The following is a 15,237-nucleotide window of genomic DNA, read 5'->3' as shown; positions in this document are numbered from 1 at the left end:
GGAGAAAGCCCCCATGTTCACCTTCCCCCGATCACACCAGAACAGAAGATGGGAAGGCCAAGGCACTCTATTCGGCGGAGGGCTTCCCTGGTATGGCGGGGATAGCCTGGGCGTGTGCTTCGGTTTCAGTACACTCTGGGTCGATATCGGTGCGCCCTATGACTGTTTCGACGCGTTGCAGGCCAGAAAGGAGGCGATCGCCGATGCGCAGCAGGGGCTGACTGCCAATATGTTTCTCGGTGTGAGCATTGCACTGGAGGACACTGCCGAGTCGATCATCGGGCGCGCTCCGAGCAGAGTAGTGAGCTACGTCGGCGGGGTCGCCAGCCACATCATCCTCGACATCCTCCAGCGGCCCGGAGCCCATCACTTCATTATTTCGTTCTACTACGTCGATGGCCCGGAGGGCGGCGGTGGTCACGCCATCGCAGCGTCCTTTGACGACGGCCAGACGGGGCGACTCTTCGATCCCAACTACGGCGTCGGCGCCTATCAATCGCGAACCGACCTGTGCAACGACCTGCACGCGCTGTTGGCGAGCTACGTCGCTCCCGGCGGGCATGTGACCGAGAGCTACCTGTTGGAGTTTGATCACGATGATGGATTCGGTGCGTTCCAAGGAGCCGCAGCACCGCACTGATCGGCGATGAATTCAGTTGACGTCAATGGCCCGGAAACTCGGATCGATAGCAAACCGGTGAACTCGCGTCTGCCCGTTTCTCCACCTCATCCTCCAACCATTCAGCCAACACCACGGCATTGTTCTCGACCGTGGATTTGGCGGCATACACCAGGGTCAGGTGGCCGTCCTGTGCAACATCCACCAACCGCCACCAACACTGCGGCTGCGCAGCCAGTTCCTTGCGATAGGCGACTTTGAACTGCTCAAACGAAACAGCCCCCGCCTTGAATGCCTTGCGCAACTCATGGGAAGGCCCGACCTCCGGCAGCCACTCGGCTATGGCAAGTTCGTCCTTGCGACAATTGCGCGGCCACAAGCGGTCCACCAAAACACGCACGCCATCCTCGGCGCTGGCTGTTTCGTAGGCGCGTTTGCACTGGATCATGGAGGCCTGCCTGTGGAAGAGGGGACCGCGTCAGAATAGGCCGACGTCCATTGCGGGACCAGGTCCTACGTCCAAAGCGCTCAACCGACACTGCCTTGCGCCGTTGCCTACAACTACGCCAGAATCCGCCGGCTTGTGCGCCCTGGGTTGCGTCGGTAGTTTGGGACCTGTCACTGCTCATCAGTGATCGGGTTTAGCAGCTCGTGGCGAAACAGGTTGTGCAAGGTGTCATCCAGTCAGGAATCCCCATCCTGCACTTGATGGTGGCTGTGCGCAGGGCGTCCCCGGACGCGCCGGTTTCTTGTTTCCCCGGTCTGCTAACCTGCGTTCAGCTGCCTCCCCTCGTTTAGCAGCGAGTGGGTGATGGCTCCAATGACAGGAAGCAAGACGATGGCAAAAGATACTCCGAATCCCCCCGATACGAACGAACACGTCTCTCGTGCTCAGTCTGCCCGCAACAAGAAAATCGACGACGCTGCCACGCGAGCGTTGGATTACTACCTGAAGCCTAAGCCGAAGAGCGAAACGTCTGACAAGTCGGACTCCATTTTTCGGATTGATCCGGGTGTGGACTCTGAGTGTTTGCTTGCGAATCTCAGTGAGAACCTGGCTTCGGCGAATGCCATGATCAATGATTTGGCGTTTGATCTGGATGGCTCGCGGCGAAGTGTTGCGTTGGGGATTTTGCAGGTGATTGAGGTGATTGAGGTGAGTGAGCTGTTGGCTAATCGGGCGTTGGATATTGTTGAGGTGAGCTAGGTTCTGCGGGTAAAACCTGTCCTTCGGTCAAAAAAAGGTCTTGCCAAGCAAGACCTTTTTCACTGCCTCAAGTCGGATCAACCCCTTGCGATGGCCTCACCGAGTTGCTGATTGGTCATCGCCTTGCCAGCAATACCCCAAGCGCCATCTACGGCATGCACGATGTTGACCCAGATGTTTGTCTTGGGCAGCTGACCGCCGGACATCTCATGGATAATGTTGGTTACTTCCTCAATGTAGCCAATCTGTATTTCGCGGTTGGCGAATGCAAAGGCAGGCACCTTCCATTCGATGAAAGCCACAGGCGCTTCGGCGGAGCCAGAGAAGGTGTTTTCTGCGGTCAAAACATGAATGGAACCGACGATGTTCGGGGTCATGGCCTTGTTGCCGGTCAGGCCATGCCACTTCAGCATCGCGTCAGACAGCTGGGCGAAAGCAATTTTCTCGCTGCCTTTAGGCAGGACACCTTCAGTAAGCGTAAGGGTGAGAGGCATTTCCATACTCCTGTAAGCGAGGTTTGCGTCGCATCGGCGACCGCATCGATCGTAAAATAACGATCGTTATTTTAATTTACATAACGATCGTTACATTGCCAAGTACAATCTGGATTCACTCACCCGGAATCCCGTAGAGAGGTATGCATGTCTCGATCCGAACGAAAGCAGCAGACACGTCAACGAATCCTTGACGCCGCTGGCCGTGGCTTTCGCAAAGCTGGCTTTGGCGGCATTGGTGTGGATGGCTTGGCAAAGGAAGCAGGCGTTACGTCCGGCGCCTTCTATGCCCACTTCGACTCCAAGGCTGCTGCATTTCGTGAGTCGGTCGCACAGGGGATGGCTGAACTCAAGGAGGGTGTGCGCCACTTCCAAGGCCAACACGGGCACACCTGGTGGCCTGAGTTCGTGTGTTTCTACTTGGGAGAGAAGCGTAAATGCGAACTGTCCGAGAGCTGCGCCCTGCAGAGTCTAGCGTCAGAAATTTCCAGGTCTGATCCCAACTCACGCGCGGAGTTTGAGGCTGAACTGCTCAACGTCGCCGCCTTGATCGTGGCCGGCCCCACGTCGGAGCACGCTCCTGCCGACATAGGCGAAGCCATGTTCGCATTGTCCACGCTGGTTGGTGCCGTAACACTCGCTCGAGCGGTAGCCGATCCGGCAGTGGCGGAAAAAATCGCAGCCGCGGCGGCGCAGACATTACTGTCTGGGAATCGTTATCGAGACAGTCGCGAGCTGGCTTGAGCTGGCGCGCAAGAGCCGTTCCATAATGCTGAATGGGTCGATTGTCTGAGAGATACCAGTCGCTAGACCGTCAGACGTTGGGCGACCAGAACCCCAAGCCCACATCGCCTTGCGCCATTGCTTACAACTACGCCAGAATCCGCCGGCTTGTGCGCCCTGGTCCGGACGCCGATAGGTTTACGAAAAAATCACCGAAGGACCGGAGCATGTTTTACCCACGCGAAGCTGAAAAAGATCATCTCTATAACCGAATAATCCTGCTTACCGTTGCTTGCTGTGTACTGCTATTTCTAGCCTCCCTGGCAAAACACTCAGGGTCCATTTATGGGGCCATTCGGTGGAGCGCTGTCGAGGTGAACGGCACCGTGACGCAACTGGAAAGCATCCCGATGAATGAAAACGGCATCATCATTCATTACCGGTATACCGACGGTGATCAACAGGTCCATGAAGATGAATACGTGGACCAACGCTATAACGAACATGATCAGTACGAAGTAGGGGGTGACGTTCCCCTGCTGTACTCACGTTGGCTCCCCCAGGTCAGCAGCATCGCCACCGAGCTACACACTTATCGCGCCAGCTTCTTCGTCATGGCTGGCGGGGTGCTGCTGACATTGGTATTGCTCGGGATCTCCTTCATGACCTTCGGAAGCATTTATCGCATGAAGGAAGAAGACCGCTTCTATTGAAACGGTTGTCGGTCATGATGCCCAGAGCCCTCATTCATCCAGGTAATCGGTTTTCCCACCCATGAAAAAGTTGATCCTCGCGTTGCTTTCGCTCGTCCTGCTGTCCGGGTGTGTAACCAAGTCTTTGAGCGTTGAAGACCGCCACCAGATCAAAACGATCAAGATCCTTCCCGTGTACTTTGCGGTAGAAAACTTCCAATACACCAGCATGACTCAGGCGTGGGGTGCAGGCCTGGGGGCCGGAGCAGGCGCAGCGACTGGCATGGCCGCCGGGGCATCGAGCGCCGGCACGAGCGCATTGGCGGGCGCCGGATCGGTCGCGGGCACTAAGGCGGCCGACGGCGCGACGGTAGATGTTTCCCAGGCCATTCTGAACAACATGCAGGCTCACGGTATCGATGTGGGCCAGCTGGTGCGTGAAAGCTTCGAGAAGCGCATCAAGCAAGAGGGGTTGTTCACCCTCGTGGCGCAAGGTGAGAGAGCGGACGCTGACGTTGAAATCATGGTCGCGCAGTGGGGGCTTAGCCTGAAAAACTACAGCACCGTGCTTTACCCCGTCATTGGCGTCAACGCCTCCATGAAACGCAGCGGCACCTCGGTTTGGCGCAACTTCAATACCATTTCGGTATTCAATGAAAGCAACACCATCGCTTACACCCCGGAGCAGTACGCCACCGATCCTGAAGCTGCGCGTGCGGTGTTTTCCCGGGTGGCTGATTTAGCGGTAGGTAAGCTGATTGAAGACCTGAAGCGATAACGGCACAGGCAAACCGGAGTGCTCTACGACAAAATGCTCGTCAAGGATTTACCCATGCCAAATGATGGTCGGGATTTCCAAACCCTTGACCCGGCAGCAGGGCGATTTACTCAACACCCAACGAATGAGTTCTCAAGGCGGCTAGAACTATGAGCGAATATGGCCTGTACGCTTTGGCATACGCAGTGTTCCTGCTGTTGTTCTTCTATATGAAATCCTACGGCCTCAGGAAATGGTTCGGCATAACCCTGCTTGCGCTGGGATTCGCGAGTATTTTTGCGCTGCCATCTTTCATCTCGGGTTTTGATGTGGGTATCGCTTCAACCAGTGCTATTGCTATCGGTGCGGCACTGTTTTTTAGCCGGGCACGGTATGTGGAGTGAGTCTGTATTCCTCTTTAATTGACCACTCACTCCGTGCCTACCAGCTGTCTCGATAATCGAAGGAGACCTGATAGACGTAGGTGGGCCAATCAATTGAATGCTGAAAATAAGGTTGGAGAATTTTTATCCATTCTTGTGGGACATTAAAGCCTCCGTTATTTATGTTGTTTTCGATTGGAATCCCTAAGGCGTCAATGACAGTGCCGTCCTCGCCCAAGTCTTTTGAATATTCTTCTCCTTCGTAGGATTCGGTTTGCTTGCTAAACCATTCAAGTCTGAGTTTGAGTCCCATTTGGCTCGCTCAGCTTTTTGATTTGGTTTTGGTTGAAGGGGTGTCGGCGCTAGTCCCGATGAAATATTCCAGTCCGGCAGGGAATTTCATGTCGAGTGTTTTTTCTATTTTTTTGAGTTGCTCTTCCGTTATCTCCAGCTCTCCTGGTTCAACAGCGTTGAATGGTTTTGCTTCAGTTATCTGGGCTAGCGCTTCGTTTTGCTCGGCGTTTTTTATGCAAATCTCAAACTGCAGTGAATCGTCTTTCTTGTCGTCTGGATAGAAGCCTGTTATTGAGAAGTAACGCATGGTATCCCTCTTTTTGATGCCTTTTAGTGAATTAGTTGCTGCTGGTTAAAAAAAGCAACAGGTTTCGTGGTAACTCTATTGAGCACGAACCTTCCAGTGCTTCAATTTGAGATGTGTTCAATGCGTAGTCGTAAAAATAACTTTCCTCTTCGGTCCAATTCATTATTTTTGCTAGAGTCTGAGTGTCAATGCAGAGCATATTTTCGTATGAGGCAAAGTCGTCGCCGTCTAATGCTCCCATTATTTTGTGTTTCATGGGGCTATCCTATAGCGCCGTGCCGTGAGTTCATTCATAAAACTTGCCTTTAGGGTCCTCCCATTTTCAACGCTTTACGTCGCCGCCACGTACAAATGTTTTGATGGGAGATGGCTAGTTTTTTTACCAGTTGGCTCGGTACCGAAATGAAATTTGATAATCGAAATTTTCTGGGGCGATTGAATGCCCAAAGAAGGGTTGGATGATAGGTATCCATTCGGCGCGTACATCAAAGCCCCCGTCATATATTTCGGGTTCGCTTTCCAGATCCAGCGCGGTGATTACTGACAAATCATCCCCCAAGTCGTTCGAATATTCTTTGCCTTCGCCCAATTCGGTTTTTTTGTCGTACCAATCCAATCTTATTTTTAAGCCCATCGAATCCTCACAAATATTTTTTGATGTTGCGGTTTTTTCTAGCTTTACCTACTTGCACTCCCGTCCGATGATCGAACGCGCCTAAATGACTTCCGTCGCTTGCGCGATATACCTCTAGCTCGCCATGTTGGGAGTCCCATTCATAAATGGTCCTTCCTTTAGGATCAGCCCAACGTTCTCTGAGTCCAGCCCCTCCTTGTTTTGGTGTTTTCTTTTTTACCTCTTTGAGATTTGAAAAGCCGGTAATTTCTTCGGTCTCTGGTGCTGGATGATAGTCATGGTCGGCGTTACCGCTTCGCCTGACAGAGACCACGACATAAACCGGCCGAACCCCCGAATCCGCCGGAAACACCAGAATGAAATCTCTGTACTCCGGCGGATAGATCGGATCGACGATGATGCTGTCGGCCATCGGCGTCGGCGGGTAGATCCAAATAGGCGGTGCCTGGGGCGCAGCTTCCAGGGCGGGAATGCCGAGGGTGTCAGCCGGATTGGTAGCCGGCGTCCAGATCAGTTCGATGCCATCACCCAGGTCGGCGATGAACTGATCGGCTCGCGACGTGAACTGAACAACATCAACCATTTCCCAATCGGGATGCTGGCCGGTATAGAAGCCATACCCCTTGAGGCTGCCGTCGGCCTGCTGCTCGACGCTCAGGCGCATGCGGCTGCGGGCCTGCTTGAGGTCGCGTAGCTGGTCTTCGCTATAAAGTGCGCTATCGCCCAGATTGGACGGCCAGAGCAGGGCAACGATACCTGTCAGCAGGGCAGCGCCGACGGTGCCGCCAGCAACTGCAGCCGAGGAAGTCGCCGAACCGCCCAGCGCGAGCCTGCCCAAGGTAACGGGAACCGTGCCAGCGCCGATCCGCTTGAGGGGGATCGTGCCGGATGGATCGGCGCTGCGACCGCCGAGCCACATGAGTTCGCCGTACTGCTTGACCAGATCCGCCGGGACGTAGCCGCTGGGGTTGCTGTAATCGATGATGCCGTTGGGGAGCTTGCAGCTCTTGGCAAACACACTTCCGGTCACGCTGAATACGGGCTTTTTATCCACCGTGGCCCAGCGCTCTCGTTCATAGGCTGCCTGCCGGGCAAGCATGGCTTCGTAAGCCAACTGCCGGGCTTCGCGCTCGGCCAGTTCGCTGGCGGTCATGTCCCGATAGGTGACGTGATGCCCGTCGCCGCCGGGCGGGTTTCGAACCTGGGGGATGTCTTTTTTGCGTGTCGCCACGTAGTGAATCTCGTCCGCTAAATGCAGCGCAGACGCTAACGCGGGAAGAGAGGGGCGCGATGTAGGAGGATTCTTGAAGTGGTCGTTCCGGTTTCCTCAAAACAGGTAGGGCTGGCTATGTGGGGCCGGAACAATGTGAAGTGTCAGATGGGGCTGTCAGTCAGTGGGCAACCGCAACTCGCGAGCCGACGTCGCCTTGCGCCTTTGCCTACAACTACGCCAGAATCCGCCGGCTTGTCCGCCTTGGGTTGCGTCGGTAGTTTGGGACCTGTCACTGCTCATCAGTGATCGGGTTTAGTCGCCCAGGGTGAAACAGGTTGTGCAAGGCGTCATCCAGTCGGGATTCCCATCCTGCACTCGATGGTGGCTGTGCGCAGGGCGTCCTCGGACGCGCCGGTTTCTTGTTTCCCCGGTCGACTAACCTGCGTACAGCTGCCTCCCATCGTTTAGTCGCGAGTGGGTGATGGCTCCAACTACAGGAAACAAGATAATGGCAAAAGATACTCCGAACCCTCCCGATACGAACGAACACGTCTCCCGTGCTCAGTCTGCCCGCAACAAGAAAATCGATGACGCTGCCACGCGAGCGTTGGATTTTTACCTGAAACCCAAGCCTAAGAGCGAAACGTCTGACAAGTCCGACTCCATTTTACGGATTGATCCGAATGTGGATTCTGAGTGTTTGCTTGCGAATCTGAGTGAGAACCTGGCTTCGGCGAACGCGATGATCAGTGATTTGGCGTTTGATCTGGATGGGTCGAGGCGGCGTGTTGCGATGGGGATTTTGCAGGTGATTGAGGTGAGTGAGCTGTTGGCGAATCGGGCGTTGGATATTGTTGAGGTGAGGTAGGGCAGCAGCGCTACATGCCGCCCGGATCGGAAAAAGGTCTTGCCTAGCAAGGCCTTTTTTGTGCCCGAGGGAAACTCGTACATGCCATACAAACCGTGCCTTGTAGACGAATTCTGCAGTTAGGGATCAATGCGGGGATACACGCTAACGTGCCTTGGCTTACCATCTATTCCCTTGCGAGCGTGCGAAAGTGCTCGAACAACCGAAACCCCACGTAGTCTTGCCGGTACTTATACAGGTGGCGGTAGTAGCAATCCCAGTAGCTGATCATCCGATCCTGTAGCGCTTTGAAATATTTCGGGTTGTCCTTGATGAAATCCCCGTACAGCTCCTGATTGAGTGTTGGCAGATGAGCTTCGCAGGTATCGAGTATTTCCATTACGTACTCGCCAGTAAGCTGCATCACGAATGGGACGACCCAGGGCTCTGACACCGACAGGATTTGCTTGAGCTGTCGGTGTCTGATATGGCCATCGTGATGCCTTGTCAGGACGCAAGAGTACATGACGCTCTGGAGCCCATTTAGCTGTAAATATTCCTGCTCATCGCCCTCATGATGGATTCGATAGGGAATGACTAAATCCTCGCCGCATACTTTGATCTCAATGCCTGGGTGTGTTGCTAGGCTGGTGTTTCCTAATATTTGGTATAGGCCCTCAGCCCTGAGCGAAAGATCAGACGGGAGGGCAGTCGTGATCGAACCCGTGGAAAATGCAAGGTTTGATGCTGGGCTGGATGGCATGTTCAGTCTCGGCAGTCATCACGATGTGCTGCGTATTCATCCTGGCGGAAGGCAGCGTGGTTCATGTGGTTGGATGGGTGTTTTTGGGAGTCTTTCGACAGTATGCCAATCTGCCCCAGAGAAAAGGTAGGCGTGTCAGTCGTGGCTGTCAGTCACTGGGCGCCCGCAACTCGTCAGCCGACGTCGCCTTGCGCCTTTGCCTACAACTACGCCAGAATCCGCCGGCTTGTTCGCCTTGGATTGCGTCGGTAGTTTGGGACCTGTCACTGCTCATCAGTGATCGGGTTTAGTCGCCCGTCGTTGCTAAGTCGCTCAAGCGTCCATCAGTCAGGAATCCCCATCCCTGCACTCGATGGTGGCTGTGCGCAGGGCGCCCTTGGGCGCGCCGATTTCTTAGCTCGTCGGTCGACTAACCTGCGTACAGCTGCCTCCCAATCGTTTAGTCGCGAACGGGAAGTAGCCTCAAGCAAAGAGAGCTAAGGCTATGGTCAAAATTACACCGAATCCACCAGTTACAGACGAACCCACATCTCGTGCCCAGTCTGCCCGAAACAGAAAGCTCGACGACGCGGCCACCCGCGCGTTGGATTACTACCTGAAACCCAAGCCTAAGGGCGAAACGTCTGACAAGTCCGACTCGATTTTTCGGATTGATCCGGCGGTGGATTCTGAGTGTTTACTTGCGAACCTTAGTGAGAACCTGACTTCTGCGAATGTCATGATCAGTGATTTGGCGTTTGATCTGGATGGGTCTAGGCGGCGGGTTGCGTTGGGGATTTTGCAGGTGATTGAGGTGAGTGAGCTGTTGGCAAATCGGGCTTTGGATATTGTTGAGGTGAGGTAGGGTTGTCGGATAACCCGTGTTCTAACGGGCTAAAAAGGTCTTGCAGAGCAAGACCTTTTTTATGATGCGCAAATTTGCGCCATAAGGCGGTTTGCGTCTTTAGCTTGGAAGCCGGGGCTCAGTCCGTATGGCCGAGAGGCGCCAGGAGAGATAAGCGTTGCGAAGAAAAGAAGTGCGCCCTAGCGATCGAGTCGCGGCTCAATAAATTGACTGAAACCCTTGCCGATACCAAACGGCCAGCATAGTCTGTACTCATTATGAGCGTATCAGTCAGACAGGGAAACTGATGATCCGAATGCTTCATAGCGAAAGCTGCAACCGGCTTAGCCCACCCAACATAAGGATGTGACCTATGCTAACTCCCCACTTTCCCCATGCTTCGTTATTTAAATTCCTCAGTTTTATATCCTTAATATCACACCGTAATAGTTATAGGTGCTTTCTTAAGGGGGGGGTATTCGGCTACTTATAATGGTCGTTGCTTTCGAGTTGAGCTGAAGATGCATTTGTGGATGACGTTAATAACGTGCGGAAGTGGCGATTTGGTAGTAAAAAAATTTAAGGGTGGCGTATTACGTTTTGAGTTGCTTTGGGCTGGGTATGTGTTGGTTGGTTTTGATCATAGCGCTTAGGGAGGGGATGTGGCTGATAATTTAGTGATTCATATAGATAATATCCTTATGGATGAGGAGAATCCTCGTCACGATATAATTAACGGTCAAGGAGAGATACTCAACTGGCACGTGGAACACCTTGGGAGTAAATTGATAACGTTGATGCGAAGTATTGCGCAAAACGGGCTCAGTGAAATTGAGCGAGTTCTGGTAATGCCGTTGCCGAAATCAAAAGGAAAGTTTGTCGTAAAAGAAGGGAATCGTCGTCTTGCTGCAATTAAACTACTTTTTAATCCTGCGTTATGTGAGGATCCTGTCTTTCGTCGTCGGATAGAGAGTGTTTCAATAAGTGATAATTTGTTATTTGAGGTTGATTGCGTCGTCTCAAAGGACCGCGCTCGCGTATTGTGGATGATGGGACTTCGTCATTTAGGGTTGCAGGGCGGGGCTGGTACCTCTACTTGGGGAGCGGCTGAAAAAGGACGTCATGATTTAAATGAAACAGGGACCGCTAGGTATTGGCGCTCATTAGAGTTCATTGAATATGCTCAGGCCAATAAATTAATAACCGACCAACAAGCTGCTAGACTTAATGAGAAGATTACAAACCTTGATCGATTGGTGCCAAGTGAGCAATTTAAGAAAGCTTTAGGGGTTTCTTATAGTAAAGATCGGCAGATCATAAAAACGTTACCAAAGCATATATTTGATAGAGTCTTGGCGAATATTTTGGAAGAGTTCTCTCAGCCTGATTTTAAGGTTAAGGGAGTGTATGCAGATGAAGATAAAACTAGTTTCATAGAAAGAGCGCTCGCTAAAGCTGCTCAGCAACTAAAAATAGATAAGGCTTCAGTACCTTTGCCTGATTCTAAAATTCGACTAGAAGAGGGTGGAGGGGCATCGGTGAGCCCATTTACGGGCTCACCAAAACCCCTAGGCGAGAACCCTGTTCCTGAAAAAACAGGTGATGACAAAATTATTGATGGTTTATTCCCTAAGCTCCGTCGTCAACCTGACCCTTCGCAAAGAGATAAACTCTTTATAGGGAAGCTTAGTATTCCTTCGCATGAATCTAAGTGTAATAAGCTATACAATCAAATCGATAGCCTTAAGTTGACAGATCATGGTTTGGTTATTGCTTGTGCTGCGCGTGCTTTAGTTGAAATATCCTCGCGAATATATATTGATAAATTTGATGTTGAGGCTGAGGGTAAGAAAAATAGTTTTGGTCAGATTTCATTTGGTGATATGATCAAGGCTTGTGCGACTGATTTGCATGATAAAAAGCTACTTTCTAAAGAGCTTAAACATGTAATAGTTAGTGGGGAAGCTGCAAATCCGAATAGTTTTGCAAGTCCGCAGTCATTGCATAGTTTTTTACATGGCAGATACCAAAATTCAATGGATTCATTAAAAGCAGCTTGGGAAAAGTGCTACGAAGAATATCTTAGGGTTTTGTGGGTTGCGATCAAGAATCATCAGGTTTAAGGATTATAGTCATGGCTGCGAATAGATTTTATACACCGCTTAGATATCCAGGCGGAAAATCGAAGCTCTGCTGGCTTGTTCGCAGCATTATGACTGAAAACAATATGATGGGTGGGCACTATGTCGAACCTTATGCGGGAGGGGCTGGAGTTGCACTAGAGTTGCTATTAACTGATTTTGTTTCTCATATACACATTAATGATTTAAATGTCGGGGTTTTCAGCTTTTGGGATTCTGTTCTAAACCATACTGAGCATTTCGTGGGTATGATTTATGATTGTCAGCTTGATATGGCGACTTGGTATGCTCAGCGAGAAATACTCACAAATCATATAAACTATAGTTCTCTTGAGATAGGATTTGCATTCTTTTATCTGAATAGGACCAATAGGTCCGGAATTATAAATGGTGGGGTTATTGGAGGTTATAATCAGACTGGCAACTATAAAATTGACGCCCGATTCAACAAGGATGCGTTGGTGGATCGTATTGTGGCAATTTCAAAGCGGTCAAGTCAGATTACACTTTATAAGTTGGATGCTGAAGCTTTTCTAGATGGTATTGATCGCGCAGGTTTAAAAAATGCCTTGATTTACATAGATCCACCTTACTATGTAAAGGGTAAGCGTCTATACGATAATTTTTATGAGCCTGATGATCACGAGCGGATTAGTATTCTTGTTCGTAAGATTAAGACACCATGGATGTTGTCGTATGATGATCATGTTGAAATACGGAGAATGTATTCAAGATTTCGTGTTTCAGAAATCGATTTAGTATACAGCGCCGCTACCAAGATGAAGGGCCAAGAAGTTGCTTTTTTTTCAGATGTGCTTACTTTGCCCAATGTTATTCAAGCAGCATAAGGTTTTGTTTTGTATTGATAGCTGCAGCAGACACTGTGGCTTGTCCTTGTAGGCTGCAATAGCTTATAAGTTTTGGAGTTACTCTCGCTTTCTTGAAGTCGAGAGTAACTTGGTCTGTGACTTCTAGAAGTCCTGAATAAACTCTAATTTTGTTCTATCTACACCAAATCCTTTCTCTAGGGTGGATTTTACTTTTTTGATAAAGCTGATTTTGAATTTATTGCATTCACCTTGATTTGCGGTGACCCATAACTTCCAGATGTTTAACTTTGGATCGCGAGATTTTAGTAGGCCTTGTATGGCGGGATCTTTGTAGAAATCTTTAAATTTTGTTCGTAGTTTTTCTTTTTGTTGGTGTGCCTGGTTGTTTTTGTTGTAAATGTCGACTGCGCTGAGTAAGTCTATATTTGCGCCTGAGATGTTTAAGGTGGTCGTGATGTCTCTTGCGATTCGAGTAAAGACGGCTCTCGTGAATCTCAGATCGTTTGTCCAAAAAGAATGGCTGGCAGGAAGATTATAGAGATACTCAAAAATAATTTTGTCTGGTGCTAGTTTACTTGGTAGCAGCAGTATGCTCTGAATTTTTTCGGTTTTGAGTACGTCGCCGTCAAGAATGATTATGCTGTGTTTAGAAAATTCCGGAACTTTATGGTTGGTTAGATGTATGTAATTTGCGCAGCCCATGGACACATCGCTTAATGGGTTTATTAGTTTTTTTATTGGGTGGCGCGTTAGTATTTGGTTGTAAAGGTCAAAGCCTTCTTTGTCTTCGAAGTAAATGTTTATTTTTGGTAATGATAAGTTTGGTGTTAGTTGTACCGTCTCAATCATTAGATCGGCATATATATCTACCCATGACATGTCGCTTTTTGACTTGATTTGCCCTTCAGTGTCGCTCAGATAGATGGTTTTATATTTTCTACGGTAAACTGTGCTCAGGTCGTAAATTTTTTCGATCATGGTTGGTGAATGTGAAGTGATAATGACTTGTAAATTTAAGTCTTCGCTTTCACGGGTTAGTATTTTTATTAATGCTGTCTGTGCGGCAGGAAAAAGGCCTGCGTCAGCTTCGTCTATTAAAAGCAGACCGCCTTTGTATTCGGGGTAGTCTTCTTCTAGTTTTCTAAATGACATTAATGCCAGAATTATTTGGCCTGCGTTGTCTTCGCCCGCGGATACAGAGTCTTGGTCGTAGTTGCTGTCGTGCGCTACTGCGGACTTTAAAGTGCCTGCTGTGGCTGTCGCTGTATTAGTTTCTTTGTTGAGTAATTCGTTGTTAAGATGTATGAAGCGTTGGTGGTTTTGTGCTAGGTATGCAAGATTTTTAACTTCGTAACTGTCTCTTGAGGCTATTGGCATTAAGCGTTTTAAACTAAGGAATATAACTGGGTGAGTTAAGTTTCTGCTGGTGTTCTTTTTGTTTTTTACGGTGTTGTTGTTTCTAAGTACTGGTCGAGCGATTGGGCTTTCACTGCGTTTGTTTAGTCCCAGGTTGGGAGTGGTGTCCGTGTCAGTGTAGCCGTCATGTATATCAAAAATAATATTCATCGACCCAGGCGGGTCAAATTTTTCAGAGAATCGAAAATGCTCGCTAGGGATAGATGTGAAAGGGTCCCCGGAAATGGTTTTGTAGTTAAGCGGTGAGTCATCTATAGGGTTTTTGTCAAAGCTAAACGCTTGGGCAGCAACGCCGAGTATTGAGGATTTTGATGTTCCATTTTTCCCGCAAATCAGCGTGATATTGCTTCCGATTTCGATATTTACGTCTGATAAAGCCCTAAACTTCTTGATTAAGATGCTTTTAATACGTGTCGAAGCCATTTTCCTAATATCCCTGAAAGGTATGGTCCATCGATGTCTTGCCGCTGCAAGCAATGTTGGGGTTACTGGGGTAGCATATCGCCATCCCTGTTTTATTCAAATCCTTCTGTAGGTCCGGTCCCACATTCCGGCAGTTGACCAGTGGGTTGAATGCTTCGGTTTTTCATTGGCCACAGAAAAAGAGGGGGCAGGCTTTTCGTAAGAACCTATGGGAATGCGGCAAATGAGCAAGGTTTTGATTGGAGGGCGCGTGTTCGCACGGGAGAGCCAAATACATAGCTCTATCTCCGGAGATTGCTACGGCTCAGCTTTTCACTGAATATTCTTCAGATAATGCTTAAGCGCGATGAGCGGAGCATTAAGTTGTTCCAGCGTCTGCGCCGCGTTGAAATCCGTCGCTAGGCGATGCAGCTCCCGTCCCAAAACCGTATTACTACCTCCAAGCGCCAGCAGAGCCAATCCCAAACACCACTCCACTTTGGCTTGGATGCCTTGGACATCCCCCCGCCGTATCAACAACTCAAAGATCTCGCGGTCGCAACTGCCCATCAATGGATCATCCCGCAGAATCGGGCTGTGGCCTTCTGTCTCATAAGCCAGCTTGAGCGAGTAAAGAGCGACCGTTTCCAGCAGCAATTCCATGGGGTGAAATCCTTAGTGACTGGGTGGGG

Annotated in this window: 19 protein-coding genes; 10 read left to right on the top strand and 9 right to left on the bottom strand. The window is 50.1% G+C overall.

The features are described 5' to 3' along the window. Positions 1–640 (top strand): YopT-type cysteine protease domain-containing protein (locus B0E42_RS25790; RefSeq protein ID WP_218191464.1); only part of this gene is annotated, 640 nt, incomplete at its 5' end. A 22-nt stretch (positions 641–662) separates the two neighbouring features. Here the strand turns inward: B0E42_RS25790 and B0E42_RS25785 are convergent. After that, the gene (locus tag B0E42_RS25785) at positions 663–1,067 is read right to left on the bottom strand and encodes a DUF488 domain-containing protein (RefSeq protein WP_077508257.1); all 405 of its coding nucleotides are present in this window, start codon (positions 1,065–1,067) and stop codon (positions 663–665) included. Positions 1,068–1,457: 390 nt separating this feature from the next. Here B0E42_RS25785 and B0E42_RS25780 point away from each other — a divergent pair, with 390 nt between their 5' ends. After that, entirely contained in the window at positions 1,458–1,826 is a 369-nt protein-coding gene (locus tag B0E42_RS25780) for a DUF6124 family protein (RefSeq protein ID WP_077508254.1), read from the top strand. 77 nt (positions 1,827–1,903) lie between these two features. On the opposite strand, the gene B0E42_RS25775 is transcribed toward B0E42_RS25780, so the two are convergent. Further along, positions 1,904–2,320, bottom strand: a complete 417-nt coding sequence (locus tag B0E42_RS25775; protein ID WP_024616233.1) for a hypothetical protein — start codon at positions 2,318–2,320, stop codon at positions 1,904–1,906. A gap of 147 nt (positions 2,321–2,467) precedes the next feature. Here B0E42_RS25775 and B0E42_RS25770 point away from each other — a divergent pair, with 147 nt between their 5' ends. The 4 genes from B0E42_RS25770 to B0E42_RS25755 all read left to right on the top strand — a co-directional run bounded on the left by B0E42_RS25770 (position 2,468) and on the right by B0E42_RS25755 (position 4,896). Beyond that, positions 2,468–3,064, top strand: a complete 597-nt coding sequence (locus tag B0E42_RS25770; protein WP_077508251.1) for a TetR/AcrR family transcriptional regulator — start codon at positions 2,468–2,470, stop codon at positions 3,062–3,064. A 206-nt stretch (positions 3,065–3,270) separates the two neighbouring features. Further along, positions 3,271–3,756, top strand: a complete 486-nt coding sequence (locus B0E42_RS25765) for a DUF3592 domain-containing protein (protein WP_139353224.1) — start codon at positions 3,271–3,273, stop codon at positions 3,754–3,756. A gap of 61 nt (positions 3,757–3,817) precedes the next feature. Beyond that, positions 3,818–4,513 carry a hypothetical protein gene (locus B0E42_RS25760; protein ID WP_077508248.1) on the top strand — a complete coding sequence of 232 codons (696 nt, stop codon included), beginning with the start codon at positions 3,818–3,820 and terminating at the stop codon, positions 4,511–4,513. A 149-nt stretch (positions 4,514–4,662) separates the two neighbouring features. Beyond that, positions 4,663–4,896, top strand: a complete 234-nt coding sequence (locus tag B0E42_RS25755) for a hypothetical protein (protein ID WP_077508245.1) — start codon at positions 4,663–4,665, stop codon at positions 4,894–4,896. A 37-nt stretch (positions 4,897–4,933) separates the two neighbouring features. Here B0E42_RS25755 and B0E42_RS25750 read toward each other — a convergent pair whose 3' ends face one another. The 4 genes from B0E42_RS25750 to B0E42_RS25730 form a co-directional block, all read right to left on the bottom strand. Further along, the gene (locus B0E42_RS25750) at positions 4,934–5,188 is read right to left on the bottom strand and encodes a colicin E3-like toxin immunity protein (RefSeq protein WP_077508242.1); all 255 of its coding nucleotides are present in this window, start codon (positions 5,186–5,188) and stop codon (positions 4,934–4,936) included. Positions 5,189–5,197: 9 nt separating this feature from the next. After that, entirely contained in the window at positions 5,198–5,476 is a 279-nt protein-coding gene (locus B0E42_RS25745; RefSeq protein ID WP_077508240.1) for a pyocin S6 family toxin immunity protein, read from the bottom strand. 379 nt (positions 5,477–5,855) lie between these two features. Beyond that, positions 5,856–6,110: a colicin E3-like toxin immunity protein gene (locus B0E42_RS25735; protein WP_077508234.1), complete on the bottom strand. Its 255-nt coding sequence runs from the start codon at positions 6,108–6,110 to the stop codon at positions 5,856–5,858. Positions 6,111–6,117: 7 nt separating this feature from the next. Beyond that, on the bottom strand, positions 6,118–7,341 hold the full coding sequence (locus B0E42_RS25730; protein WP_077508231.1) for a colicin E3/pyocin S6 family cytotoxin: 1,224 nt from the start codon (positions 7,339–7,341) through the stop codon (positions 6,118–6,120). Positions 7,342–7,831: 490 nt separating this feature from the next. On the opposite strand from B0E42_RS25730, the gene B0E42_RS25725 reads away from it, so the two are divergent. Next, the gene (locus B0E42_RS25725; RefSeq protein WP_024616225.1) at positions 7,832–8,191 is read left to right on the top strand and encodes a DUF6124 family protein; all 360 of its coding nucleotides are present in this window, start codon (positions 7,832–7,834) and stop codon (positions 8,189–8,191) included. 166 nt (positions 8,192–8,357) lie between these two features. On the opposite strand, the gene B0E42_RS31335 is transcribed toward B0E42_RS25725, so the two are convergent. After that, positions 8,358–8,570, bottom strand: a complete 213-nt coding sequence (locus B0E42_RS31335; protein WP_218191463.1) for a hypothetical protein — start codon at positions 8,568–8,570, stop codon at positions 8,358–8,360. 847 nt (positions 8,571–9,417) lie between these two features. On the opposite strand from B0E42_RS31335, the gene B0E42_RS25715 reads away from it, so the two are divergent. The 3 genes from B0E42_RS25715 to B0E42_RS25710 all read left to right on the top strand — a co-directional run bounded on the left by B0E42_RS25715 (position 9,418) and on the right by B0E42_RS25710 (position 12,745). Further along, a complete protein-coding gene (locus B0E42_RS25715; protein WP_077508226.1) occupies positions 9,418–9,777 on the top strand; it encodes a DUF6124 family protein in 360 nt (119 codons plus the stop codon). A 641-nt stretch (positions 9,778–10,418) separates the two neighbouring features. Beyond that, positions 10,419–11,879 (top strand): ParB/Srx family N-terminal domain-containing protein, encoded by a 1,461-nt coding sequence (locus B0E42_RS30740; RefSeq protein ID WP_139353223.1) that lies wholly within the window; start codon positions 10,419–10,421, stop codon positions 11,877–11,879. 11 nt (positions 11,880–11,890) lie between these two features. Beyond that, a complete protein-coding gene (locus B0E42_RS25710; protein ID WP_077508223.1) occupies positions 11,891–12,745 on the top strand; it encodes a DNA adenine methylase in 855 nt (284 codons plus the stop codon). A gap of 123 nt (positions 12,746–12,868) precedes the next feature. Here B0E42_RS25710 and B0E42_RS25705 read toward each other — a convergent pair whose 3' ends face one another. Beyond that, positions 12,869–14,566 (bottom strand): AAA family ATPase, encoded by a 1,698-nt coding sequence (locus tag B0E42_RS25705; RefSeq protein WP_077508220.1) that lies wholly within the window; start codon positions 14,564–14,566, stop codon positions 12,869–12,871. Positions 14,567–14,878: 312 nt separating this feature from the next. Further along, positions 14,879–15,208, bottom strand: coding sequence for a hypothetical protein (locus B0E42_RS25700; protein ID WP_077508218.1), 330 nt, complete (start codon positions 15,206–15,208; stop codon positions 14,879–14,881). Positions 15,209–15,237 lie beyond the last annotated feature (29 nt).

The organism is Pseudomonas sp. A25(2017) (genome assembly GCF_002001065.1).
GTDB classification, from domain to species: domain Bacteria; phylum Pseudomonadota; class Gammaproteobacteria; order Pseudomonadales; family Pseudomonadaceae; genus Aquipseudomonas; species Aquipseudomonas kilonensis.
The sequence above is the reverse complement of the archived record's forward strand: the minus strand, read 5'-3'. Positions and strand labels throughout refer to the sequence as shown.

Bases quoted from the DNA above. Each gene is read 5' to 3' on its own strand.
- B0E42_RS25715 (WP_077508226.1), top strand. From the start codon at position 9,418: ATGGTCAAAATTACACCGAATCCACCAGTTACAGACGAACCCACATCT.
- B0E42_RS25775 (WP_024616233.1), bottom strand. From the start codon at position 2,320: ATGCCTCTCACCCTTACGCTTACTGAAGGTGTCCTGCCTAAAGGCAGC.
- B0E42_RS25705 (WP_077508220.1), bottom strand. From the start codon at position 14,566: ATGGCTTCGACACGTATTAAAAGCATCTTAATCAAGAAGTTTAGGGCT.
- B0E42_RS25700 (WP_077508218.1), bottom strand. From the start codon at position 15,208: ATGGAATTGCTGCTGGAAACGGTCGCTCTTTACTCGCTCAAGCTGGCT.
- B0E42_RS25785 (WP_077508257.1), bottom strand. From the start codon at position 1,067: ATGATCCAGTGCAAACGCGCCTACGAAACAGCCAGCGCCGAGGATGGC.
- B0E42_RS25735 (WP_077508234.1), bottom strand. From the start codon at position 6,110: ATGGGCTTAAAAATAAGATTGGATTGGTACGACAAAAAAACCGAATTG.
- B0E42_RS25765 (WP_139353224.1), top strand. From the start codon at position 3,271: ATGTTTTACCCACGCGAAGCTGAAAAAGATCATCTCTATAACCGAATA.
- B0E42_RS25725 (WP_024616225.1), top strand. From the start codon at position 7,832: ATGGCAAAAGATACTCCGAACCCTCCCGATACGAACGAACACGTCTCC.
- B0E42_RS25745 (WP_077508240.1), bottom strand. From the start codon at position 5,476: ATGCGTTACTTCTCAATAACAGGCTTCTATCCAGACGACAAGAAAGAC.
- B0E42_RS25710 (WP_077508223.1), top strand. From the start codon at position 11,891: ATGGCTGCGAATAGATTTTATACACCGCTTAGATATCCAGGCGGAAAA.
- B0E42_RS25755 (WP_077508245.1), top strand. From the start codon at position 4,663: ATGAGCGAATATGGCCTGTACGCTTTGGCATACGCAGTGTTCCTGCTG.
- B0E42_RS25770 (WP_077508251.1), top strand. From the start codon at position 2,468: ATGTCTCGATCCGAACGAAAGCAGCAGACACGTCAACGAATCCTTGAC.
- B0E42_RS25750 (WP_077508242.1), bottom strand. From the start codon at position 5,188: ATGGGACTCAAACTCAGACTTGAATGGTTTAGCAAGCAAACCGAATCC.
- B0E42_RS25780 (WP_077508254.1), top strand. From the start codon at position 1,458: ATGGCAAAAGATACTCCGAATCCCCCCGATACGAACGAACACGTCTCT.
- B0E42_RS25760 (WP_077508248.1), top strand. From the start codon at position 3,818: ATGAAAAAGTTGATCCTCGCGTTGCTTTCGCTCGTCCTGCTGTCCGGG.
- B0E42_RS31335 (WP_218191463.1), bottom strand. From the start codon at position 8,570: ATGGAAATACTCGATACCTGCGAAGCTCATCTGCCAACACTCAATCAG.